The organism is Acidobacteriota bacterium (assembly GCA_035471785.1).
Classification (GTDB): domain Bacteria; phylum Acidobacteriota; class UBA6911; order RPQK01; family DATIPO01; genus JANQFM01.
The window spans coordinates 1-21307 of the sequence record DATIPQ010000122.1 but is presented as its reverse complement, the minus strand read 5'-3'; the positions used below and the strand labels follow the sequence as shown (position 1 = coordinate 21307).

Sequence of the window (21307 nt, the reverse complement as noted above, 5' to 3'; positions counted from 1 at the left end):
CGTCACCGAGAACCGTACGGTCGAGAATATCGAAGTGCTGTTCCGTTCGGCCAAGGAGGCCGGCATCCCGGTCTTCGTCTCGCCCCACTACTACTACCCTCACGATCATGGATGGAAGTTCGAGGGCGCCCTCGAGAAGCTGATGCACGACCTCGGGATGTTCAACCGCAAGGATCCGCTCTCGCTCGACTCTTTCAAGGGCTCGGGCGCCGATTGGCTGGCCCGCTACAAACCCTACATCGAGGACGGCAAGACGGTCGTGAGCAGTCCGCACAAGGTGTACGGTCCGGAGACCAACGACTTGATCCTCCAGTTGCGCAAACGCGGAATCGATCGGGTGATCCTGGCCGGCATGTCTGCCAACCTTTGCACCGAATCCCACATGCGCGAGCTGCTCGAGCAGGGTTTCGAGGTGCTGGTTGTGCTGGACGGCACGGCTGCCGCGGTAGTCCCTGACGGCGACGGATACGCGGCTGCGGCCATCAACTTCCGGTTCATGGCCAATGCGGTACGTACCACCAGGCAGGTGGCGACGGAGTTGCTCGGAGCCGAGAAAGCGCAGCGGTTCATCAGCCAGAGCGCAGCAAGGGCCACCGAGTGAATGGAGGGCCAGGGACGGGCCGGCAGTCCGATTCGGCCTGCCGGGTCGCCGATGGCCAAGCTTGGATCCCAGAACTCAAACGAGGAACACTAACCATTAAGGAGAATGACCAATGAAGCGAATCACAACCCTTACCGTTTTGTGCCTGATCGGGCTCTTCGGCACATCCTTGGCAGGAATCGAAATCAACACCTCCACCGGCTTGACGCTCACCGGCGAGCCGCTCGCCCTGCACGGTTTCGATGCAGTGGCCTACTTCACCGACGGCGCGGCCAAGCTCGGCAAGGCCGAATTCTCTGTCGCGCACAAAGGCGCCACCTACCGCTTTGTCAGCCAAAGCAACAAGCGTATGTTCGAGCAGAATCCGTCCGCTTACCTTCCCCAGTACGGCGGATACTGTGCCTATGGGACTTTCAAGGGCAAGAAGTTCGACGGAGATCCGCGTCTGTTCAAGGTTGTCGATGGCAAACTGTACTTCAATCTCAACCCCGCCGTTTACGAGTTGTGGCTGGAAGACATTCCCGGTCACATCAGGAAAGCCGACGAGAACTGGCGTGAGATCCGTGACAAGGCGCCGGATGATCTCTGGTGAAAAACGTCCTAAAAGCCGGGAGAGTCTAGGCTCTCCCGGACGCTCTCCGGTTGACTTGCGGCATTGGCGCGTGATTGCGGAGACTGACTGGCCGCTACCCAGTGTAGCCGCAGACTCCCATGCGGGGCGAGTTGACCACCGGGAGCATTTCCTCAGGGTCGACACGGCAGCCGTGTCCCTGGGCATGTTCTTCGCACAGGAAGGGATCGGCCTCATACATGCACTCGGGACAGAGCAGATCGGCGGTCTCCCCGCAGACGGCGCAGGGCCATTGGGGCGCTTCGTTGCGGGCCAGCAGACGCAGCGGTCGCGAGCCCTGCTTCCCGATTCGTTCTCCCAGGCGGCGGATCTTCAGTTCGGTGGTGGAACCGAAGTCGTATTCGTAGCTGAACGGCTGACCGTTGACGGCGGCCAGAACTTGGTCGAGAGTGGCACCCATGCCGCGCGGTCGCTGCCGGCGCGGGGGAAACTCTTCAAAGGTGTCATCCAATTCGTATCCTCCGACTGGCGGATCACGATGGGACGGCTTGGGGAGGAAACCGATCTGGAACTCACCCGCGGCCCCCTGAAGATCACCGATCCGAGCGCCTGGCCAACACGACTTTCATCGCACCAAATGCTTTCCGGGCAGGTCAAACTACGGTACAATCTTTTCCATGGGAAATGCCGTGAAAACTACCATGGATTCTTCCGGCCGCCTGGTCATCCCGAAAGTGATCCGCCAAAGGGCCGGCTTCACTTCGGGCATGGAACTTGAGGTGCGCTGTCACGACGGACGGGTCGAGCTTGAAGCGGCTCCCCGAAGGGTCCGCATTGTCAAGAGGGGTGAACTCTACGTGGCCGTGCCGGGGGAGCCGACCGAGCCGCTGACCGCGGAGACGGTTCGCCGTACGCAGGAGGTCATCCGACGACGTGATGCCCAAGACTAGATCAGCTCAGATGGCACTCGACACCAGCGTCATCATCGCCGCTCTGCAAACTTGGCACGAAGATCATGATGCTGCATCCTCCAGCCTGAATAAACTGCTAGCTTCAGATTCGGCAGTGCTTCCTTCCCGCGTGCTGGTGGAAGCCTTCTCCGTGATGACGCGCATGCCGACCCCCCATCGGCTTTCTCCTCAGGACGCTTTCACGCTGCTGAAGAGCACTTTTGAAGGCGTGACCCCTCTTGTGCAACTCTCCTCTGAAGCCTACTGGGAATTCTTGGATGTCTTGACTCGGGAAGGAATCACCGGAGGTGCAGTCTATGATTCTGAAATTATTGAGTGCGCCCGTCAGGCCGGCGTCAGGAGCATCTTGACCTTGAACCGGGGAGATTTCGAACGATTGGCCCCGGAGGGAATCCGCGTCCTGACTCCCCTCAACGACGACACCGTACCGTAGCCACACCGTAGGCAGGGGAGCTGACAAAGCAACCTCCTCCACACGTGGTGCAGTCGCCGCCCCGCGTGCTGGTGGAAGGTGCTCATTGGAGCAACGGGTTGATCACCCGGACCGTCCCATAAAGCCGCTCGTGCTGAAAATCTTCCGAGAGAATTGCCGACATGCCGTAGTGCTCGCCATAAGCCCACAGATGGGCGTCAAACCAAGAGAGCTGATAGGCGGACGCACCGCGCAAGGCCAACCGTAGTACAGCCTCATTGGGATAGAGTATCGGGAACTGTCCGATGAGTTCTTCGGCCTCACGGCAGGCTTCGGAGAGCTCAAGAAGGGGCGGAGCCTTGGCAAGAGGCCGGGTGGCCGCCGCCACGAATTCGATGATCACTTGGTGGGCGAGATGCCCGGACTCGTGAGTGAAGCTGCTTTCTTTCATAGTGCGCGATGCATAGTGGGTCAAGCGTGCAGCCCCCGAAGCCTGTCCGCCGTGACCAGGAATTGTCTTCGCGTTTGAACGGCCCGCCACAGCTCCGGGGCCTTCCATCCGTCCATGCCTTGCTCCACCCAGGTTCTGGAATCGATATGGTGTATTCTTGGCCGCTGAGGAGGTGCTTATGTCGCGAAAGACGGGCCGGAACGATCCTTGCCCATGCGGCAGCGGCAAGAAGTACAAGCGCTGCTGCCTGAATAAAGAACGGTCGCAGCAGCGACAGCGGCTCATCTCGGGGCGAGCCGTAGAGCGGGCATTCGACTGGATCGACCAGCACCGCTCCAAGGCCTTTCATGCCGCGCTGCACGAACAGTACTTCGCCGGCCTGGAGGAGGACTTTTGGGAGGAGATCGCTCAACTCTCGCCGGAATTGGCGGACATGTTCGAGTCCAACGCCGCCGAATGGTGCCTTGTGGACGGCCGGGACCTGGCTTCATCGGAAAGCCCGGCTCCCCGCTTTATCGAACTCGTGCTTCGTCAACCTCTGGCCCAGGACGAACGCGAATACCTCAAGCTGCTGGCCCAGGCCCGGCTGGACCTTTACGAAGTGGATGAAACCGAGCCTGGCGAAGGTGTTTGGATGGTGCCGGTTTTGGAAGAAAAACGCCGACGCATCCGGGTCCAGGAGACAAGCGCTTCCCACATCCTTCAGCCCGGGGACATCGTGGGTGCCCGCTTGGTGGGCGCTGACCCTGCCGTCTTCTCAGGAGCGATGTATCCCTTCGAGCAGCCTCAATATCTGGAGATCCGCGATCGAGTCTTCAAGCAGAAGGGGCGCAGTAAGCGCCCCGATGCCGAGTGGGTCAACCGCTGCATCGTCGACCAGTGGCTGCGGGTCCTGGCCGGGCCGGCTCCATCCATTCTGGACGCCTCCACGGGTGATCCTATTCTCCTTACTACCCTGCTCTACCGTGTCCACGACTGGGACGAACTGCGGCGCCTGCTGGAGTCCCAGAAGGATGTGGCAAAGGAAGACGAGGACGCCTGGGTGCGCTTATCACCTGAGGATCCTGACCGCCCTCTTTGCAGTCTTTCACGCAAATCCGGCAACTTGGAAGCTTTCGCCCGCACCTCCGCCCTGGCCGATGAGGCCGACGACTGGCTGGTCGAGTTGGCAGGCGAATGGCTCGGGCATCCTGACGTTTCGATCGCCGACCCGCGCCAACTCTGGAAGGAACGTCACCACGAGCCGTCGTCCCCGCACGACGACCTCATGTCCAACAAGAGGGCAAGGTCCTTTACGATGACGGAACCTCCTCGGGCTAGATGCGGCCCCGGTCGTCAGGGATGCGGCCAGCCTCCCGGAAGGAGTAGTAGCGGCCCTGGGCGTCGAGGATAAAGCGCCTTGAACAGTCGCTCCCAATCTGATACGAGGGAGAACGACGTTGGATTTCAGGGTTCTCGAATGGACTGATCACCATATCAGCGCCCGCGACCGCCGCGAAATCCGGGTGTGGAGTGCAGGTCGAAGTCGAGTGGTGGGACCCGATGGGCGAAATAATCTGCTCGCCACGAAGCAAAAAGCCTGCACATGAGCGACTGACTGGCTCATTTTTGTAACGAAATTCGTGATTGGCTGTAGGATGAACAACTTGCTGGTCCCCGCTGCCTTTACAGCCGCCCTCAAAGCAGCCTTGCAAGACGCTCTTTCGGGCAAGCTATCTGCAAAGGTGACGGTTGGCCGGCCAGACGAGATTAGCGAGGCCAACCGGCAAGTGCCTAGCGTCAACATCTGTCTTTTCCAGGTCGAGGTCGGTCAGCCCCTCCGGTTTGTTCGCGATGCTGACTCGCTCACCGGGACTACACAGGGATCCTTGGGCCGGGGTCCTTGGGCGTCCCTGAATTTGTACTATTTGTTTACATTCTACGGCAACGAGCACCGACTGGAACCCCCTCGTCTGCTGAACATTGTGGCTCCAATACTCAATACAGGGCCCGGGTTGAGCCCCAAGACGATAGAAGATGCAGTCGACGACCGGGAGTACGGTGACTACGTGGCTCCTCATGGTCTCGCACGAGAGATCGAGGCGGTCAGAATCTCCCCCTTGGCTCTGAGTGAGGATGAGATGTCGAAGTTTTGGTCGGTCTTCCTCCACATGCCTTACCGACTTTCGGTAGCCTACCTGGCCACAAACATCTTCATTGAGGCTGAATGAGGTAAGTGGGCGGTGACGGCTTGCCCCGCCGACTTTCTGCGCCTGCAAGAAAGAACCCTCAGAGCCGAGATAAAAAGTTGTAGGGTCGCGAGAACTGAAAGCCACTAACGATGTGCCTCATCTTTCCTCCCTTCGATGCGTGGACAGCCGGGCACCGAGCCTACAAAACTATCGATTCAACACTGAGCGCTCGTCCATTGTCAGCGAATGAAAGGAGAATTGGCCCAAGTCACTTCTTCAAGACCGCCGAACATGAGGCAGCTTCGTACCTAAACTGCTGATTTTATGAGAGAAAAGACTGGAGCGGGAGACGGGGATCGAACCCGCGACGTCCAGCTTGGGAAGCTGGCATTCTACCTCTGAATTACTCCCGCTCATCGGTCGAGTCGGTGGGTGAAGTATAGCATTGGTGGGGGATTGGGAGAAATTGTTTGGGTAGTCGGGGCGAAGTGCCGGCCGGAATTAGTCGCGCCGCACCATTTCCCTCGCGCGAGGCGAGGACTGCGGCTTGGGTGCGGTCGGCCAAATGGAGCCTTCCTAAGATGTTTTGCTGACATGGCTCTTGACGGTCTTTTCGCTGATCACCAGTCCCTCGACGGTCTCGGCGTTGCAAAGGGGTTGCCAGTGATTGAGAGGAATATAACAACGTGGAGGATATGCAAGATGATGGCCTGCAGGGAATTCCCCAGGCCGAAACCTGAGACGCTTGGCGGCAGGTTGTCCACTAAGGATAGAAAGAGTCTCCTCGGCTGACATTCGACCGGAGGCGGGTCTTAGGTCGGTCGCCGGATCGAGCAGGCCATTTCACCGGTGGACAGAAATGTTGCTTTGTAATTATCCAGTAATTATAATCGGCCCGTGCTGAGGTTCGAGTGGGATGAAGCAAAGAACGAATCCAACCGAAGGAAGCACGGGGTTTCCTTCGAAGAGGCGCGAACAGTATTTTTCGACGAAGAGGCAATCGAGTACCCCGATCCAGACCACTCGGACTTCGAGAGCCGCTTCCTGATGATTGGACGCAGCTTCAGATTCCGGGTACTGCTGGTCTGCCATTGCTTCCGTGAGAGCGATTCAATCATCCGGATCATCTCCGCCCGCAAGGCGACCCAAAAGGAACGGAAAACCTTTGCCCGTAGAGGAAAGCCATGAGAGAAGAATATGATCTGTCCAAAATGAAGGGCCGCAAGAATCCCTACGCCAAGCAGCTCAAGAAACAGATCACCATTAGAATAGGGACCGACATTCTCGAATACTTCAAGGCCATGTCTGAAGAAACCGGCATTCCCTACCAGAATCTGATCAATCTCTACCTACGGGATTGCGTCGTCTCGAAGAAAAGGCTCAAATGGAGCCGGTAGCGGCACAATCGAGGCTCACTCCCGTTCCAACAGGCCTCAGCGGCCGTCGACTTCTGCTCGTCAGTGTCCTTCTTGTCTCGCTGGTGCAGTGCGCCAGAAGTTTTTGAGCCACCCTGTCGCGTTATTCCACGCTTTTTCAGCGTTCGGGCCTTGGCCGTCTGAAACCCAGGGTGGCGCCGCCGTCTCGCTGGCGCTCGCCGGGGCTGACCCTTGGGCTGGCGAATGGCTCCCTTTCAGGGAGCTTATGCTGACTTTCAACACAGTCGCTGCCTGCCCTCCGCGTCAAAGCTCGAGTCCGGGCTCGCTGAAGGCGAGCGATTCGATTAGCCCAGGGTGCAGCCCGCGGCAAGCGAAGCGCAGCAAGGGCGAAACCCTGGGTACGGTGGTTCACCCCACAAGCTAGAATGCAGCATGGTTTAAGTCACGAATCCTGTGGCGCAGCATTAGCGCAGCGCGTCAGAAGTTTTGAGCCACCCTGTGGCGTTATCCCACGCCTTCAGCGTTCGCACCTTTGCCTTCCGAAACCCAGGGTGGCGCCGCCGTCTCGCTGGCGCTCGCCGCGGCTGACCCTGGGCTGGCGAATCGCTCGCCTTCAGCGAGCCCGGACCTGACTTCTAACACAGTCCCTTGGGCTGGCGAATCGCTCGCCTTCAGCGAGCCCGGACTTGACTTCTAAAACAGTCCCTTGGGCTGGCGAATCTGTCCCTGTCAGGGACAAGAACGGAGGGCCCTGGCTCAGAGCTTATGACCGGCAGCACTAGGCCCTCGCTAGACCTCGGCTGGGGTCGAGGAGCGGGCGAAGAGGGTGCCCAGGCAGGCGAAGAGGCCGCCCAGGGCTACGATCATCATGACTCCCATCGACAGTTGGGGTAACAAGGCGATCTCGACCCAGCGCAGCAAGGCGTTGGACTGCTCATAGCCCGCAGGCGCCGCCTCGTAGTGGGTGCCCCACTCGCCCAGGATCGACAAAAGCGCGATGATGACGATGGGGATGCGGACAGCGTAGGCATAAGCCGTCAGGACGCAGGCCAAGTCGCGCCATCCCTTGAAGGCGATCCAAAGCCCGACCGCTGCGGCCACCACCAGGCCCAAGCCGCTCAGCAGGCCCGTGCCCAACAACGCCGTGACGCCCCCGGCGATGAGGGCCGAGACCACGAAGGCCAGCAGGAGCCACAAGGCGGCCTTTCCAACGCTCCGGGGACGGTAGCCGTTGGATGCCAGCTTGTGTCCGAAGTAGATTCCGAAGATCGGGATCAGCCAGGTGGCGCCGATAACGGCGAAGCCGCTTGTAGGGGTGCCGAAAAGCACCTCGTTCCACTGCATCAATTCGCCGATCAGGCGCAGCAACGTGACCGCCAGCGTGATGAGCGCAGGCATCACAATCCATTCCTTGTAGGGCACTTCCCCGTTAGACATAAGTCCCTCCTCGCTTGTCGGAAAGGAAATCGAGCATAGCAGCGCCGGTCAGGGCCGCTGAGTTGCTCGATTTCCGGGTTGTTTTGTCCAGGCTACGTTGGAGTGGCGATTCTTATTCGTGCAAAAGTTGCCAGGTCGCTTATTCGTATTTGAGGGTTTGGATGGGATCGAGGCGGGAGGCCCGGTGAGCGGGGAGGTAGCAGGCGGCCAGGGCGGTCAGCAGCAGCAGCAGGACAGCCGAAGTCCACACGTAGGGGTCGAGGATCTGGATCTGGAAGAGCATGCTGGAAAGCCAGCGCGTGAGCGCCAGGGCGCCGGCCAGGCCCAGCAGGAGTCCGGCGACGGTCCAGGTGAGGCCTTCGCGCAGGATGAGGTTGATGACGTCGCGGCGGGCGGCGCCCAGCGAGATGCGGACTCCGATCTCCTGGCGGCGTCGGCTGACCTGGTAGGAAAGCGTGCCGTAGATGCCCACGGCTGCCAACAGCAGCGAGAGGGCGGCGAAAAGGCCCAGCAGCAGCACCGCGAAGCGGCGGCGCTTGAGGGACTCGTCGACCAGGCCGGACATGGAGTAGACGTCCTGGATGGGCTGCTCGGGGTTCACTTCCCAGATGCGCCTTTGGATGGACGAGAGAGCATCGAGGGGATCGCCGTTGGTGCGGGCCACCAAGGTCATGCCGCGGCGCAGGTTATGCGACATCGACATGTAGACGACGGGCTCGGGCGTTTCATCCAGGCTCAGTTGGCTGACATTTTCGACCACGCCGATGATCTCTCCCTCGGCCTCTCCCAGGCGGATACGGGTGCCCACGGTGGACTGTCCCTCGGGGACAATGGCCTGGCTGAAGCGGCGGTTGACGATGACCACCGGGGTTTCTTCGCGGGCCCGGAAGTCGCGTCCCTGCAGGAGGGGGATGGCCATGGCCTTGAAGTAGTCGTCGCTGACGAAGCGCAAGGCGGCGCGCGGACGGTCCTCGGGCTCGAGGGGATGGCCGGCCAGCTCGAAAGCGAAGTTCTCGCCGTTAAAGGTCTGCGGACCCAAAGGCAGCGGACGCACGATGCCCGCCCATTGCACCTGGGGAAGGGCGCGCACCTGCTCCAGCACGCGCTCGTAGAACAGCTTCATGTCGTCGCGATCAGAGTACTTGTAGGCGTGAGAGGAGATGCGCATGGTGATGACGCCGCGGGGATCGAATCCGGGATTGACGTCGAGCAGGTTGCGGTAGCTGGCGATCAGCAGTCCGGCGCCCACCGAGAGGACGGCCACCAGAGCCACCTGAGCCACCACCAAGGCGCGGCGGTAGAAGCGGCGTCCGGCGCCGGCGTCGTAGCGTCCGCCCTCCTGCAGCGCCTCCAGCAGGTCGGCGCGGGCGCTTCGCAGGGCCGGGAAAAGACCCACCAGCAGCCCGGTGAGCAGCGAGGCGGCCAGGGTGAAGCCCAGGACGGTCAGGCTGAGGCGGGCGGAAGCCAGTCCGGGGACGTCGGACGGGGCCAGGCCCTGCAACAGCCTGATCCCTCCCAGGGCAAGCAGCAATCCGGCGGCGCCCCCCAGCAATCCCAGCAGGACGCTTTCCGTCAGCGCCCGGCGCAGGACGTCGCGGCTGCCCGCGCCCAGGGCCAGCCGCAGCGCCGTTTCGCGCCTGCGCCGCTCGGAACGGGCCAGCACCAGATTGGCGATGTTGGCGCAAGCGATCAGCAGTACCATTCCCACCGCGGCCATCAGCACCAGCAGCGACGTGCGCAGATCGCCCACCATCACCTCGCGGAGGCTCTCGATGGTGACCGCCGTCAACTGCTGGTTGGCGTCGGGATACTGGGCGGCCAGGTTGGCGGCCACGGCGTTCATTTCCTGACGGGCCTGCTCGAGAGTGGCTCCTTGCTCGAGGCGCCCGATCACGTTGAGCCAGCGGATAAAGCGCTGGCGGGGAACGCCGCTTTCGGGAATGAGGGACTGAGGAGCCCAGATCTGTACCTGAGGAGAGGGAAAATCGAATTGCCCAGGCATCACGCCCACGATCTCGAACGGCTGGCCGTTGAGGGTCACCTTGCGTCCCACGATGTCGGCCGCGCTTCCGAACTGCTGACGCCACAGGTCCTGGCTGATGACGATCTTGTAGTTCTTGCCCTCGACATAGTCTTCGGGTTGCAGCCAGCGCCCCTGTCGGGCGGGCAGATCGAAGGTTTCGAAAAACTGCTCGTTGACGAAGATCGCCTGCAGCTCCTGAGGCTCGCCCCGCCCGGTCAGCACCATCCCCGACATGGGGACGGAGGGATAGCCGGTCATGGCCTCGAAGCTGTCGCTCATCTGGCGCCAGTCCTCGAGGTCGTGGGGCGAAACCGTGCCGTGGCGCACGTCGCGCTCGGGATAGGCGCTCCACAGCCGCACCAGGCGGTCGGCTCCCGGATAGGGCAAGGGCTCAAGCAAGACGGCGTCCAGCAGGCTGAAAATAGCCGTGTTGGCGCCTATGCCCAGGGCCAGCGTGAGGATGATGAGGGCGGCGAAGCCGGGACGGCGCAAGAGGCCGCGCAAGGATTGTCGAAGGTCGTGCAGTAAGGCGGTCATAGTCAACGCTCCAGCCTGTCGAAAGGGACTCCGGGAAGGCGGATAGAGATTGGCCCGGACCTCCCGTCCCCGGGGGCCTTCCAGCTCGAAGAGCTGGTCGAAGTCGAGATCCAGACCCTCCAGCAGCTTGCGCCGGGTGGAGGCGCTGGGATAGGGACGCCTGCCGTTGACGAGTTGCGACAGGTGTCCGCTGTCAAGCCCCATGCGCTGGGCCCAGCGGTTCTGGGAGAGCTTTCGCTCGGCCAGTTCGCGGGCCAAGCGCTCGTGCTTCAGGCGGATCCTCATATTCGCTTCGTTTCCATCTCACGCTCTAACCTTGGCGGCTGTCAAGAGCCCGCCCGAAAAAGTACTGGCACTTGATCACTGGGCCCCGCAACCGCCCGGGGGAGGCGCGGCCAAGGTCCGATACTTGTAGACTGGGTGGCCGTGGAAGGCAAACGGGACAAACACCGCCGACGCGGACGCCGACGCTATCGGCGCGGATGGAGGTTCTCGGCGCGCACTCCGGGAGGACTGCGCGCCAACCGCCTGGCCGAGGAAGTGCGGGTCAAAGAGGCCAGCGGCACCCGCGTGGCCGACTGGACGGTCTCTAATCCCACCAAGGTGGGACTGGCCTATCCCGACGAGGTCATCCGGCGAGCCCTGAGCGATGAGAGCGCCATGCGCTATGGCCCCGAACCGCTGGGCCTGGAGGCGGCCCGGCAAGCCGTAGCGGAGCACTACCGCAGCCGCCCGCAGGCCGAGGTGGAGGCGCGGGACGTGATCCTCACTTCCAGCACCAGCGAGGCCTACTCGCTGGTTTTCAAGCTGATGATGAACGCTTCTGAAGAGGTGCTGGTGCCTCAACCCGGCTACCCGCTCATCGAGCACCTGGCGCGCGGCGAGGGGGTGCGGGGCATCTTTTATCCTTACGGATTCGACGGTTCCTGGACGCCCGACGTGGGCGCCGTGGAACAGAGCATCGCCCGCCGCACCCGCATGCTGGCCGTGGTGCATCCCAACAATCCCACCGGCGCCTACCTGAAGGAAGCCGAATGGCAGGCCCTGCGCGAGGTGGCCCTGCGCTACCGCCTGGTGACGGTGTGCGACGAGGTTTTCTTCGAATTCCCGCTTCAGGCCGAGAACTGGCAAGACCTGCCCGAGCCCATCTTCCATCCCCTGGCGGAACGCGAGGCGCCGCTCTTCCTGCTGGGCGGACTCTCCAAATGCGCCGGACTGCCCCAGCTCAAGCTGGGATGGATCATCCTGCGCGGACCCGCCGAATTCAAGCATGAGGCCCGCCGGCGCCTGGAGTTCCTGTGCGACCACTACCTTTCGGTGGGGACGCCGGTGCAGGTAGCCGCCCCCCGCCTGCTGCAATCGGCAAAGGAGGTGGGAGACCAGATCCGCAGCCGCGTGCGCAGCAACGACCGCCTCATCCGCAAGGAACTGAGCGACTCGCCCGCAACTCCCTTGCCGGCCGAAGGCGGATGGTACGCCGTGATCCGCCTGCCCAGCACCAAGAGCGAGGAGGAGTGGGCCCTGGAGCTGCTGCGCCGCCAGGACGTCCTCACTCATCCCGGCTATTTCTACGACTTTCCCAGCGGCTGCCAGATCGTGGTGTCGCTGCTGGTTCCCGAGTCCGACACGCAGCGGGGACTGCAGGGGTTGAAGGAGCTGCTGAAACATCGCGCATAAAGTGGTATTTCTGCTACTCTATGTGCCGGGAACCCGCCCCTTAAACCGTTTTCTGGAGGAATTGAGACCATCATGAGCTTTTCCATTCCGTGCGCGCGCGCTTGGCGCTTTTTGACGCTTGCCGTACTGCTGCTGGGACTGAGCGCGACCCAAGTCGCGGCCCAGGACGCCAGCGGCCGCAAGCAGGACAACCGTACCTCCGAGAAGTTCGAATATGTCATCGGCGGCGAGGACGTCGACGACATCGGCGAGTTCCCCTGGATGGTGCGTATCGTCGATGAGTTCCTGCTCGATTCCAGCGGAGACGACATCGTCTTCTCAAGCTTCTGCGGAGGCACCTTGATCGAGCCCACCTGGGTCATGACGGCCGGCCATTGCCTGGTGCTCGGCAACTTCATCCTTCCCGCTGAAGACTTGAGCGTTTTCGTGGGCAGTACCGATTTGAGCACTGAGGAGCCCCGCCTCATCGAAGTCGTAGAACGCATCATTCATCCCGGTTTCGTCGTTGCGGACGAAAACCTGCGCAACGATATCGCCCTGCTGCGGCTGGCCGAACCGCTCGAATTCCCCACCGTGCCACTGGTGCAAGACCCCGATGATCCGCGCATCATGGCCGAAGCGGCGGCCACCATATTGGGATGGGGAGCCCGCCAGTTCGATCCCGAGGAGCCCAATGCCGAGGATCGTGCCTTCGACTTCCCCGAGATCCTGCAGCGCGCCGATACTGAAATCGTGGACGACAACGAGTGCGTGACCGCCTACATACCGCTGCAGGCCGAGATCCTGCCCGAACAGCACATCTGCGCCGGCTTCCTGGGCACGGGCGGGGTCGATACCTGCGACGGAGACAGCGGCGGTCCGCTGCTCTTGCCGGACGGCGAAGGTGGATGGGTACAGGTCGGCATCACCAGCTTCGGGGCCGATTGCGCCGATCCCGACTTTCCCGGCGTCTACACCCGGGTTCCCAACTTCATCGACTGGATCCGCGAAGTGCTGGCGCCCCGCACCGAGGCCGGGGTGGGCGACTCGCCCGCAACCCAGTCCTTCGTGATCGCCGTGGACACCCGGCCGCCCTTCAACACCGGACTGGCCGTCACCAACATGGAGGGCGGAACCACCGACCTCCAGTTCACGCTTTACGACCGCCAGGGAATGATGGTCGACACGGTTGACGACTCCTTGGTCGGGTCGGGACAGAGGGCCATTTTCGTGGCCGGGCCAGGCGGACTGTTTCCCGATCGAACCGACTTCCTGGGCAGCCTGGCAGTCACCGCCAATGGGGACGTGGCAGCCGTAACCCTGCGCCAGAACGTGGCCCAGGCGGCGGCAGGGTCGCCCCTGACCACGCTGCCGGTGATCGCCACCGACACGGCCCAGACCAGCTTCGTGCTGCCTCAAGTGGCCGACCTCATCGGAGCCATCCGTTCCGAGATCATCGTGGTCAATCCCGGAGCCACGGGCGGACAAGTCACCATAAACTTCGTGGGGCAGGACGGAATGCCCAGCGAAGTCGGCCTGAGGGACGTAGGCACAAGCTCGACCTTCACGCTCAATCTCCCCGCCCATGGGAGCCTTTTCTTGAGGACCAACGAAGGCAGCGAACTCAGAATCGTCTCGGCCCGCATCACCTCCACCATTCCGGTAGGCGTGACGGCCGTGCTGGCCCTGCCTTAGCTGCAGACTATGCCAGCGCGTCAGAAGTCTGAAACCCAGGGTGGCGCCGCCGTCTCGCTTGCGCTCGCCGGGGCTGACCCTGGGCTAGCGAATCTGTCCCTTTCAGGGACAAAAAACGACGGCCCTGGCTCAAAACTTATGACCGGCAGCACTAGGCCAGGATGTGTTCAACCAGTTCGCGTACGGCGCCATAGCCGCCGGGGGAGGGGCTGACCCAGTCGACCTGGGAACGCACCTCCTCCACGGCGTCGGCGGGGGCGGCGGAGAAGCCGGCTCGGCGCAGCACCGGGAGGTCGGGGACGTCATCGCCCATGGCGGCTGCCTGGCGGGCCCGCAGACCGAGATCGCGCAATAGTCCTTGGAAGAGCGCCAGCTTGTCTCGGGCGCCCTGAATGACGTGCCTCACGCCCAGCTCTTCCGCCCGGCGCGATACGGCCCGGCTCTGGCGTCCGGTCAGGAAAGCCACCTCGATGCCCGCGTTAATGGCCATGCCGATGCCGTAGCCGTCCTTGGTGGAGAAGAACTTGATCTCCTGGCCCTGAGGCGTGAGGCCGATGCGGCCGTCGGTGAGCACTCCGTCCACGTCCAGCACCAGCAGTTTGATGTCTTTCAGGTCGGCGATGGCCATCGATCCTCCGGGGCATCTGCCCAATCAAAACATCTCGGTGCCCCACAGGTCGTGGAGGTGGATGACGCCCACAAGCTTGTTCCCTGGGTCCACCACCATCACGGAGGTGATCTTGCGCTGCTCCATCAGGCGCAGCGCCTCCACGGCCAGCTCGGCGGGGCCGATGGAAACGGGAGAGGGCGTCATGCAGTCGCGGGCCTTCAAGGTGAGGACGTTCTGAGGGCCTTTTTGCAGCAGGCGGCGCAAATCGCCGTCGGACACCACTCCCACAAGGCGTCTCTCGGTATCGACCACGGCGGTGATGCCCAGTCCCTTGCTGGACATTTCGTAAATGACCTCATCCATGGGAGCGTCAGCGGGGACCGAAGGCAAGCGGTCGCCTTCGTGCATCAGATCGTCGATACGGGCCAGGCGCTTTCCGAGCCCGCCGCCGGGGTGGAGGCGGGCGAAGTCGTCCAGGGCAAACCCCTTGCGTTGTGAAAGGGCCACTGCCAGCGCGTCCCCCCAGGCCAGGGCGGCCGTGGTGGAGGCGGTGGGCGCCAGTCCGATGCTGCAGGCTTCCCGGTCGACGCCCACGTCGAAGGCCACGTCGGCGCGCTTGGCCAGCGTCGATTCGCGATTGCCAACCATGGCGATAATGGGCACCCCCAAGCGCTTGAGCGTCGCCAGCAGGCGGATCAGTTCCTCGGTCTCGCCGCTGTTCGAGAGGGCAAGCACCAGATCGTCGGAGGTCAGCATCCCCAAGTCGCCGTGGATGGCCTCGGCAGGATGCATGAAGAGAGCCGGGGTTCCCGTCGAAGCCAGGGTGGCGGCGATTTTGCGGCAGATCAGGCCCGATTTGCCCATGCCGGTCGCGACCACGCGTCCGCGGCAGCTGCTCAGCAGCCGCAGAGCCTCCTCGAAGGATTCATCGACTCTCTCGACAAGGGCGGCGATAGCTTCCGACTCAATGCGCAGCACTTGACGGGCCAGCTCTTTGCTCATCGGTCTTCAATCCGTCTCCATCTCGGGCTCCATCGACTTGACCAACTCGTCGATGCGCTTGAGTTGGGAGAAGAGTTCCTCGGCCTTTTCAAGGTGGAGTGCGTTGGGGCCGTCGCTGAGGGCCTTGGAGGGCTCGTCGTGAACCTCGCAGAAAATTCCGTCCACTCCGGCGGCCACCGCCGCCCGCGCCAGGTATGGGATGAACTCGGCCTGTCCGCCGGTGGAACTCCCCTTCCCTCCCGGCAACTGCACGCTGTGGGTGGCGTCGAAAACCACCGGCCGGCCCAGCCGCCTCATGATGGGCAAGGACTTGAAGTCCACCACCAGGTTGTTGTAGCCGAAACTGGCTCCCCTCTCGGTGAGGAGTACCAAGTCGGCGCCGGCGTCCAGGGCCTTGGCCAAGACGTTCTCCATGTCCCAGGGAGCCAGAAATTGTCCTTTCTTGATGTTGAGCGCGCGCCCCGTGGACGCGGCCGCTTGTATGAGATCGGTCTGGCGGCACAGGAAAGCGGGGATCTGCAGTACGTCCAGGACTTCGGCGGCCGCTTGGGCCTGATCAGGCTGGTGGATGTCGGAGAGAATCGGAACGCCGATCTCGCGCCGGACCTCGGCCAGGATCTCCAGACCTTCCCCGGGGCCGGGTCCGCGGAAGGACCGGATGGAGGTGCGGTTGGCCTTGTCGTAGGAGGCTTTGAAGATAAAGGGGATCTCCAGCATGCGGGTCAGCGAGGCCAGGCTCTCGGCCATTCGCAGGCAGTGCTCGCGGCTCTCGATCACGCAGGGCCCGGATATGAGGAAAAAGGGACGTCCCCCGCCCCGAAATGCGTCCTTGTTCACCGCCACAGTCTAGCAGTTCTCCATAGGAGGAACCATGGGGTGCGCACTCGGGAGCAGCCCGTCGGGAGTTGGCCGCTACGAGCTACCGCTCGCCGCGGTGCTGCTCGCTGGACGGCTGGTCGACAAGCAGCCGGCTTTCGATGAGTTCCCCCTGCTCAACATGCTGGGGTCGTCCCAGGCGCTTCTTGCGGTATTCGACGGCGGCTTGGATGAAGCTGACGAAAAGGGGATGCGGCTCCAGCGGACGCGATTTGAACTCGGGATGAAACTGGCATCCCAAGAACCAGGGATGATTCTCGAGTTCAACGATCTCGACGAAATTCTTGTCGGGCGAGTTGCCGGCGATTTGCAAACCGTAGCTGGTGAGGATTTCCTCGTACTCGCGGTTGAACTCGTAGCGGTGGCGATGGCGCTCGGAAATCTCTTTCTGTTGGTAGATGCGGTGGGAAAGGGACTCTTCTTCCAGTACGCAGGGATAGGCCCCCAGACGCATGGTGCCTCCCATTTCCTCCACGCCCAGGAGTTCGCGCAGCTTGTAGATGACGCGATGGGAGCTGGAGGAGTCGAACTCCGAGGAATTGGCGTCCAGCGAGCAGACGTTGCGGGCGAACTCGATGACCGCGCACTGCATTCCCAGGCAGATCCCGAAGTAGGGCACCTTGCCCACGCGGGCGAACTGGATAGCCTTGATCATGCCCTCGATGCCGCGCGGACCGAAGCCCCCCGGAACCAGAATGGCGTCCACCTCGCCCAGCTTGTCCTGCCAGTTCTCGCCGGCCAGTCCCTCCGACTCGATCCACTTCAGCGTGACCCGGTAATGATGGGGCAACCCCCCGTGAATGAGGGCTTCGCTGAGGCTCTTGTAGGAATCCTCGTACTCCACGTATTTGCCGACGATGCCGATGACGACTTCGCCGCGCGGATTGTAGATGTTGGCGACCAGCCGCTCCCAATCGGTCAGGTCGCAGTCCCGCTCGGGCATTTCCAGAGCTTCGCAGATGATGCCGTCCAAGCCCTCCTTGTGCAGCACCAAGGGGACCTCGTAGATGCTGGAGACGTCTTTGGCCGTAATCACTGCCCGCGATTCCAGGTTGCAGAAGAGGGCGATCTTCTCCTTGATGTCCTTGGGCAAGAAGCGGTCGGTCCGGCACATGACCACGTCGGGCTGAATACCGATGCCGCGCAGTTCCTTGACCGAGTGCTGGGTGGGTTTGGTCTTCAGTTCCCCGGCGGCATTGATGAAGGGGACGTAGGAGAGATGGATGAAGATGGTGTCCTTGCGTCCCAGATCGTTGCGCATCTGGCGGATGGCTTCCAAGAAGGGCAGGCTCTCGATGTCTCCGATGGTGCCGCCGATCTCCACGATGACGACGTCCACTCCCCCCGCCAGACGTTTGATGGTGCTCTTGATCTCGTTGGTGATGTGGGGAATGACCTGAACGGTCTTGCCCAGGTAGTCGCCGCGCCGCTCCTTTTCGATGACCGCCTCGTAGATCTTGCCGGTGGTGGAGTTGTTGTCTTTGCTCAGGCGAACGCTGGTGAAGCGTTCGTAGTGTCCCAGGTCAAGATCGGTTTCGGCGCCGTCGTCGGTGACGAAGACCTCGCCGTGCTGAAAAGGACTCATGGTACCCGGATCGACGTTGATGTAGGGATCGAGTTTGAGCAAGTTGACGCGAAATCCGCGCGCCTCCAGCAGGCATCCGATGGAAGCCGAGGCCAGGCCTTTGCCCAGCGAACTCAAAACCCCACCAGTGACGAAAATATACTTGGTCGACATCTCTACCGTGATCCTTTCCCTTGTCGAGCTTTCAATTCCAGGGCGGCGTCTTTGGAGGCATTTTCCAACAGGGGTCTGACACGCTCCAGGTCGTCGGGGGTATCCACTCCCAAACTGTCGTGCGCCACCTCCACCACCCGAATGGGGATGCCGTATTCGAGCCAGCGAAGCTGCTCAAGGCATTCGCTTTGCTCCAACGGCGTGGGTGCCAGTTGCGGCATTTCAAGGAGCACCTGACGCCTGTATCCATAGATGCCCAAATGCTTGTAAACAGGCGCTTTCACTCCCCGGCGGCTGGGGATGGCGGCCCGCGAAAAGTAGAGCGCCCGGCCGTCGCGGGCCCATACCACCTTGACCGCGTGAGGACTCTCGATCTCGCGCTCCTCCCTGATCTCGACACAAGCGGTGGAGATCTGCCAGGACATTTTTCTTGGGCCTGGCCCGCCGCTCTCGCCCCCCAGCGCTTGCGCCACCTCTTGGATGGTGGAGGCAGCCATCAGGGGCTCGTCGCCCTGTATGTTGATGTAGGCGTCGGCCTCTATCCTGGCGGCCACCTCAGCCACCCGGTCGCTGCCGCTGGGGTGGTCCGGACGCGTCATCAGGGCCTGGCCGCCGAAGGCTTCTACGGCCCGGACGATGCGCCGGTCATCGGCGGCCACGATCACGCGCTCCAACACCGGGGCCTTGAGGGCCTGCCGGTAGACCCATTCGATGAGAGGGCGTCCCGCAATTTCAAGGAGGGGTTTGCCCGGCAATCGCGTCGACGCGAGGCGGGCCGGAATAACGCCTATGAAGCGCATAAAACAGAATAAACTGCTCTCACCCGGAAGTGCAACCGGCCTTCCCTCTTTACCCGCAGCGCGAAGAATGCCACACTAGGGTCACGAATCTTGAACCATCGTAGCGATCGTTGAAGACGGGGAAGTCTGGATGCAACGCAGAATAGCCGCCATCGTGCTGGTTGGAGGAAGCCTGCTGTGGATCGGCCTTATCCTGGCCGCGCCGTACGGGCGTGCCCAGGACTGGTCGGCCGCCTCATGGATCTATCTCTTCTTCCAGCGCATCTGCCACCAGATGCCGGAGCGCAGCTTTCATCTGGCCGGAGAACCTCTGGCCGTCTGCCACCGCTGCTTGGGCATCTACGCGGGATTCCTGGCGGGAGCGTTGCTGTTGCCGCTCTGGCAGAGCCTGGGCCGGCTTTTGCTGGTCCGTCCGCGGCTTCTCCTGATCGGATTCGCCCTCATGGCGACGGACGTATTCCTGTTGCCCAACACCTGGTGGAGCCGCCTGGCCAGCGGCTGGATCGCGGCCTTCCCCCTGGCGGTCTTCGTAGAAACGGCTTTTCGCCAATTGCTGGAAGAGAAGCTTCCGGCACCAATCAACTTGCATGCTAGAGAGTGAGAGGAGACAAACCATGACCGATGCGAGCGTGAGCAAAATGCGTCCTGCCCTGATCGGCGGACTGGTACTGGGCGTGGCCTCGGGGATTCCCTTCGTCAACGCCCTTAACTGCGCCTGCTGCCTTTGGGTCATCATCGGCGGCGTCTTGGCCAGCTATCTCTATCTCAAGGAATCCACAGTTGCGGTGAGCTACGGCGATGCAGCCGTGCTGGGACTGCTGACGGGAATCGTGGGCGCCGTCATCTCGACCGTGGTCTCCTTTCCCATCACCCTGCTCTTCAACATCGGCGGCGCGTCCGAGATGCAAGAAGCCCTGGAACAGTTGCGCAGCAACCCCGACATACCGCCCGAGTTCGTGGAGTTCTTCGAATGGATGGTGGAATCGGGAATGCTGGGCGCAGGATTCTCGGTGATCGGACTTCTTTTCTCCCTACTCGTCTTTGCTCTCTTCGCCATGCTGGGAGCCATTATCGGAGTCGCCGTCTTCCAGAAAGACAAGGGCTCGGCGCCGCCGCCTCCCGCGGCTTCCGACACGGTCCCGAGCACGCCTCCGCCTCCTTCCGGCGGAACCGGCGGGGCCTCCGGCGGCGGAGCTTCCTCCTCTTCGGGCGCTTCCTCTTCGGGCCGAGGCGCTGCGGCGCCTCCCTCTTCGTCCCCTTCAGGCGGAGCGGCGTCCCCAAGCGCCCCCTCCCCGCCGGCGGCGGACGAATCATCCGAGGACAAGCCGGATTCGTGATCACTCGTGAAGCCTCTCCCGCGGTCCAGAAATTCTGGACCGCGGGAGGCTTCTCGTGTCGGCCCCGGATGCGAAACTTTTCAAGGCCCGTTTCATCTCGACCTGTAACCGTCAAGGCGGGTTTGACCGACATGAGAGGAAGAACCTGCTGAACAGTTCGCGCCTGTGACCTTTGAAGAGGAGGAGCAAGCGAGAAAGCGATGAAAGCTCAAGAGTCCATCCCCGAAAACCACCCCGTCCGCACAGTCTTCCGCAACCTGACCGACCGTGCCCTCAACCAGTCTGAGATGGCCGACAACGACTTGTGCCTTTACCTCAGCGACCTGCTGCTTCAGTTCATGTGGACCGAGAACCTCTACGGACTGAAGGACGAGGAGGGGCGTCCGCTGATGTACCTGATCGACATGTTCGAGCAGATTTCAAAGATGCCCCGCCGCGCCCGCAAGGATTCATACCGCCAAATCGGCGATTACACCCTCTTCGTTCTGGGCATGTTCCCGGAAAGCCTCAGCTACGGGCGGCGCCAGATTCCCCAGTCTTATTACACCGACTGCGGACGCCGCAGCTACATGGCCGCCTCGGAGCTGGAAGGCAATACCGACGCTACCGCCACCCTGCGCAAGCTGGCTCACCGATACGAGCGCTGCGTCCTCAGCCTCAACTGGGTGCGCGAATACAGCACTGACCCTTTCTACCAATACATGTTCCGCCAATTCGGCATCACTTAGGTCAGCGGACGATGAGGGCGGTGTGGTCGGGGCCGCTTCGGTTGGCCTGCGTCAGGTCGACGTCTTTCTCGATGCCGGTGACGGCTACGTCTCCCTGGAACTGCCACAGATGCCAATCCGACCAACCCTGGGGCATGCGCGGGGCGTCGACCCCGTACTCGGCGATCCACAACGGGTAGTCGCCGAAGTTGATTTCCGCGAAGTACTTGTCCCAGAAATTGGGGGAGGTGTAGATGATGGGCTTGATGCCGTAATGGCCCTCCAGGAGTTCGACAAAAGTCTTGAGCCGTTGGGCAAGCCCTTCCAGCGTGGTGT

23 protein-coding genes and 1 tRNA gene are annotated in these 21307 nt (G+C 62.1%); 13 read left to right on the top strand and 11 right to left on the bottom strand.

Annotated elements, in window-relative coordinates; genetic code table 11:
• On the top strand, positions 1–601 hold a 601-nt coding region (locus VLU25_17955; protein ID HSR69818.1), incomplete at its 5' end, for an isochorismatase family protein.
• Between the two features lie 112 nt (positions 602–713).
• Entirely contained in the window at positions 714–1193 is a 480-nt protein-coding gene (locus tag VLU25_17950; GenBank protein ID HSR69817.1) for a YHS domain-containing (seleno)protein, read from the top strand.
• A gap of 94 nt (positions 1194–1287) precedes the next feature.
• Here VLU25_17950 and VLU25_17945 read toward each other — a convergent pair whose 3' ends face one another.
• Complete coding sequence (locus VLU25_17945) at positions 1288–1683, bottom strand: hypothetical protein (protein ID HSR69816.1); 396 nt, start codon at positions 1681–1683, stop codon at positions 1288–1290.
• A gap of 190 nt (positions 1684–1873) precedes the next feature.
• On the opposite strand from VLU25_17945, the gene VLU25_17940 reads away from it, so the two are divergent.
• Positions 1874–2122: an AbrB/MazE/SpoVT family DNA-binding domain-containing protein gene (locus tag VLU25_17940; GenBank protein HSR69815.1), complete on the top strand. Its 249-nt coding sequence runs from the start codon at positions 1874–1876 to the stop codon at positions 2120–2122.
• A 10-nt stretch (positions 2123–2132) separates the two neighbouring features.
• On the top strand, positions 2133–2576 hold the full coding sequence (locus VLU25_17935) for a PIN domain-containing protein (protein ID HSR69814.1): 444 nt from the start codon (positions 2133–2135) through the stop codon (positions 2574–2576).
• Between the two features lie 82 nt (positions 2577–2658).
• On the opposite strand, the gene VLU25_17930 is transcribed toward VLU25_17935, so the two are convergent.
• Positions 2659–3006, bottom strand: a complete 348-nt coding sequence (locus tag VLU25_17930) for a PIN domain-containing protein (protein ID HSR69813.1) — start codon at positions 3004–3006, stop codon at positions 2659–2661.
• Between the two features lie 178 nt (positions 3007–3184).
• On the opposite strand from VLU25_17930, the gene VLU25_17925 reads away from it, so the two are divergent.
• Positions 3185–4399 (top strand): SEC-C metal-binding domain-containing protein, encoded by a 1215-nt coding sequence (locus VLU25_17925; GenBank protein ID HSR69812.1) that lies wholly within the window; start codon positions 3185–3187, stop codon positions 4397–4399.
• A gap of 244 nt (positions 4400–4643) precedes the next feature.
• Complete coding sequence (locus tag VLU25_17920; GenBank protein ID HSR69811.1) at positions 4644–5216, top strand: DUF4255 domain-containing protein; 573 nt, start codon at positions 4644–4646, stop codon at positions 5214–5216.
• A gap of 299 nt (positions 5217–5515) precedes the next feature.
• On the opposite strand, the gene VLU25_17915 is transcribed toward VLU25_17920, so the two are convergent.
• Positions 5516–5590: transfer RNA gene (locus tag VLU25_17915), tRNA-Gly, on the bottom strand.
• A 484-nt stretch (positions 5591–6074) separates the two neighbouring features.
• Between VLU25_17915 and VLU25_17910 the strand changes: the two genes are divergently transcribed.
• Both VLU25_17910 and VLU25_17905 read left to right on the top strand, forming a co-directional pair.
• On the top strand, positions 6075–6365 hold the full coding sequence (locus VLU25_17910; GenBank protein ID HSR69810.1) for a BrnT family toxin: 291 nt from the start codon (positions 6075–6077) through the stop codon (positions 6363–6365).
• Positions 6362–6574: a BrnA antitoxin family protein gene (locus tag VLU25_17905; GenBank protein HSR69809.1), complete on the top strand. Its 213-nt coding sequence runs from the start codon at positions 6362–6364 to the stop codon at positions 6572–6574. The genes VLU25_17910 and VLU25_17905 overlap by 4 nt, the downstream gene beginning before the upstream one ends.
• Before the next feature lie 768 nt (positions 6575–7342).
• On the opposite strand, the gene VLU25_17900 is transcribed toward VLU25_17905, so the two are convergent.
• Both VLU25_17900 and VLU25_17895 read right to left on the bottom strand, forming a co-directional pair.
• On the bottom strand, positions 7343–7990 hold the full coding sequence (locus tag VLU25_17900) for a hypothetical protein (protein HSR69808.1): 648 nt from the start codon (positions 7988–7990) through the stop codon (positions 7343–7345).
• A 139-nt stretch (positions 7991–8129) separates the two neighbouring features.
• Positions 8130–10835 (bottom strand): ADOP family duplicated permease, encoded by a 2706-nt coding sequence (locus VLU25_17895; protein ID HSR69807.1) that lies wholly within the window; start codon positions 10833–10835, stop codon positions 8130–8132.
• Between the two features lie 141 nt (positions 10836–10976).
• On the opposite strand from VLU25_17895, the gene VLU25_17890 reads away from it, so the two are divergent.
• Both VLU25_17890 and VLU25_17885 read left to right on the top strand, forming a co-directional pair.
• A complete protein-coding gene (locus VLU25_17890; GenBank protein HSR69806.1) occupies positions 10977–12227 on the top strand; it encodes a pyridoxal phosphate-dependent aminotransferase in 1251 nt (416 codons plus the stop codon).
• A gap of 72 nt (positions 12228–12299) precedes the next feature.
• Positions 12300–13901, top strand: coding sequence for a serine protease (locus VLU25_17885; protein HSR69805.1), 1602 nt, complete (start codon positions 12300–12302; stop codon positions 13899–13901).
• Positions 13902–14052: 151 nt separating this feature from the next.
• On the opposite strand, the gene VLU25_17880 is transcribed toward VLU25_17885, so the two are convergent.
• From VLU25_17880 to kdsB, 5 genes are all read right to left on the bottom strand, one after another.
• The gene (locus VLU25_17880; GenBank protein ID HSR69804.1) at positions 14053–14529 is read right to left on the bottom strand and encodes an HAD hydrolase family protein; all 477 of its coding nucleotides are present in this window, start codon (positions 14527–14529) and stop codon (positions 14053–14055) included.
• Positions 14530–14553: 24 nt separating this feature from the next.
• Positions 14554–15513, bottom strand: coding sequence for a KpsF/GutQ family sugar-phosphate isomerase (locus VLU25_17875; protein HSR69803.1), 960 nt, complete (start codon positions 15511–15513; stop codon positions 14554–14556).
• 6 nt (positions 15514–15519) lie between these two features.
• The gene (gene kdsA, locus VLU25_17870) at positions 15520–16356 is read right to left on the bottom strand and encodes a 3-deoxy-8-phosphooctulonate synthase (GenBank protein HSR69802.1); all 837 of its coding nucleotides are present in this window, start codon (positions 16354–16356) and stop codon (positions 15520–15522) included.
• Between the two features lie 76 nt (positions 16357–16432).
• On the bottom strand, positions 16433–18127 hold the full coding sequence (locus VLU25_17865; protein HSR69801.1) for a CTP synthase: 1695 nt from the start codon (positions 18125–18127) through the stop codon (positions 16433–16435).
• Between the two features lie 2 nt (positions 18128–18129).
• Complete coding sequence (gene kdsB, locus VLU25_17860) at positions 18130–18927, bottom strand: 3-deoxy-manno-octulosonate cytidylyltransferase (protein HSR69800.1); 798 nt, start codon at positions 18925–18927, stop codon at positions 18130–18132.
• Positions 18928–19057: 130 nt separating this feature from the next.
• Here kdsB and VLU25_17855 point away from each other — a divergent pair, with 130 nt between their 5' ends.
• From VLU25_17855 to VLU25_17845, 3 genes are all read left to right on the top strand, one after another.
• A complete protein-coding gene (locus VLU25_17855) occupies positions 19058–19528 on the top strand; it encodes a DUF2085 domain-containing protein (protein HSR69799.1) in 471 nt (156 codons plus the stop codon).
• Positions 19529–19541: 13 nt separating this feature from the next.
• Positions 19542–20264 (top strand): hypothetical protein, encoded by a 723-nt coding sequence (locus VLU25_17850; GenBank protein ID HSR69798.1) that lies wholly within the window; start codon positions 19542–19544, stop codon positions 20262–20264.
• A gap of 200 nt (positions 20265–20464) precedes the next feature.
• A complete protein-coding gene (locus VLU25_17845) occupies positions 20465–20992 on the top strand; it encodes a hypothetical protein (protein ID HSR69797.1) in 528 nt (175 codons plus the stop codon).
• A gap of 1 nt (position 20993) precedes the next feature.
• Here VLU25_17845 and VLU25_17840 read toward each other — a convergent pair.
• The coding region (locus VLU25_17840; GenBank protein HSR69796.1) for a GH25 family lysozyme at positions 20994–21307 on the bottom strand (314 nt) is incomplete at its 5' end.

Excerpts from the sequence above, each read along its gene's own strand:
- VLU25_17935 (HSR69814.1), top strand. The coding sequence starts at position 2,133 with ATGGCACTCGACACCAGCGTCATCATCGCCGCTCTGCAAACTTGGCAC.
- VLU25_17845 (HSR69797.1), top strand. The coding sequence starts at position 20,465 with ATGAAAGCTCAAGAGTCCATCCCCGAAAACCACCCCGTCCGCACAGTC.
- VLU25_17930 (HSR69813.1), bottom strand. The coding sequence starts at position 3,006 with ATGAAAGAAAGCAGCTTCACTCACGAGTCCGGGCATCTCGCCCACCAA.
- VLU25_17875 (HSR69803.1), bottom strand. The coding sequence starts at position 15,513 with ATGAGCAAAGAGCTGGCCCGTCAAGTGCTGCGCATTGAGTCGGAAGCT.
- VLU25_17950 (HSR69817.1), top strand. The coding sequence starts at position 714 with ATGAAGCGAATCACAACCCTTACCGTTTTGTGCCTGATCGGGCTCTTC.
- VLU25_17850 (HSR69798.1), top strand. The coding sequence starts at position 19,542 with ATGACCGATGCGAGCGTGAGCAAAATGCGTCCTGCCCTGATCGGCGGA.
- kdsB (HSR69800.1), bottom strand. The coding sequence starts at position 18,927 with ATGCGCTTCATAGGCGTTATTCCGGCCCGCCTCGCGTCGACGCGATTG.
- VLU25_17880 (HSR69804.1), bottom strand. The coding sequence starts at position 14,529 with ATGGCCATCGCCGACCTGAAAGACATCAAACTGCTGGTGCTGGACGTG.
- VLU25_17900 (HSR69808.1), bottom strand. The coding sequence starts at position 7,990 with ATGTCTAACGGGGAAGTGCCCTACAAGGAATGGATTGTGATGCCTGCG.
- VLU25_17885 (HSR69805.1), top strand. The coding sequence starts at position 12,300 with ATGAGCTTTTCCATTCCGTGCGCGCGCGCTTGGCGCTTTTTGACGCTT.
- VLU25_17925 (HSR69812.1), top strand. The coding sequence starts at position 3,185 with ATGTCGCGAAAGACGGGCCGGAACGATCCTTGCCCATGCGGCAGCGGC.
- VLU25_17905 (HSR69809.1), top strand. The coding sequence starts at position 6,362 with ATGAGAGAAGAATATGATCTGTCCAAAATGAAGGGCCGCAAGAATCCC.
- VLU25_17855 (HSR69799.1), top strand. The coding sequence starts at position 19,058 with ATGCAACGCAGAATAGCCGCCATCGTGCTGGTTGGAGGAAGCCTGCTG.
- VLU25_17920 (HSR69811.1), top strand. The coding sequence starts at position 4,644 with ATGAACAACTTGCTGGTCCCCGCTGCCTTTACAGCCGCCCTCAAAGCA.
- VLU25_17865 (HSR69801.1), bottom strand. The coding sequence starts at position 18,127 with ATGTCGACCAAGTATATTTTCGTCACTGGTGGGGTTTTGAGTTCGCTG.
- VLU25_17940 (HSR69815.1), top strand. The coding sequence starts at position 1,874 with ATGGATTCTTCCGGCCGCCTGGTCATCCCGAAAGTGATCCGCCAAAGG.
- VLU25_17895 (HSR69807.1), bottom strand. The coding sequence starts at position 10,835 with ATGAGGATCCGCCTGAAGCACGAGCGCTTGGCCCGCGAACTGGCCGAG.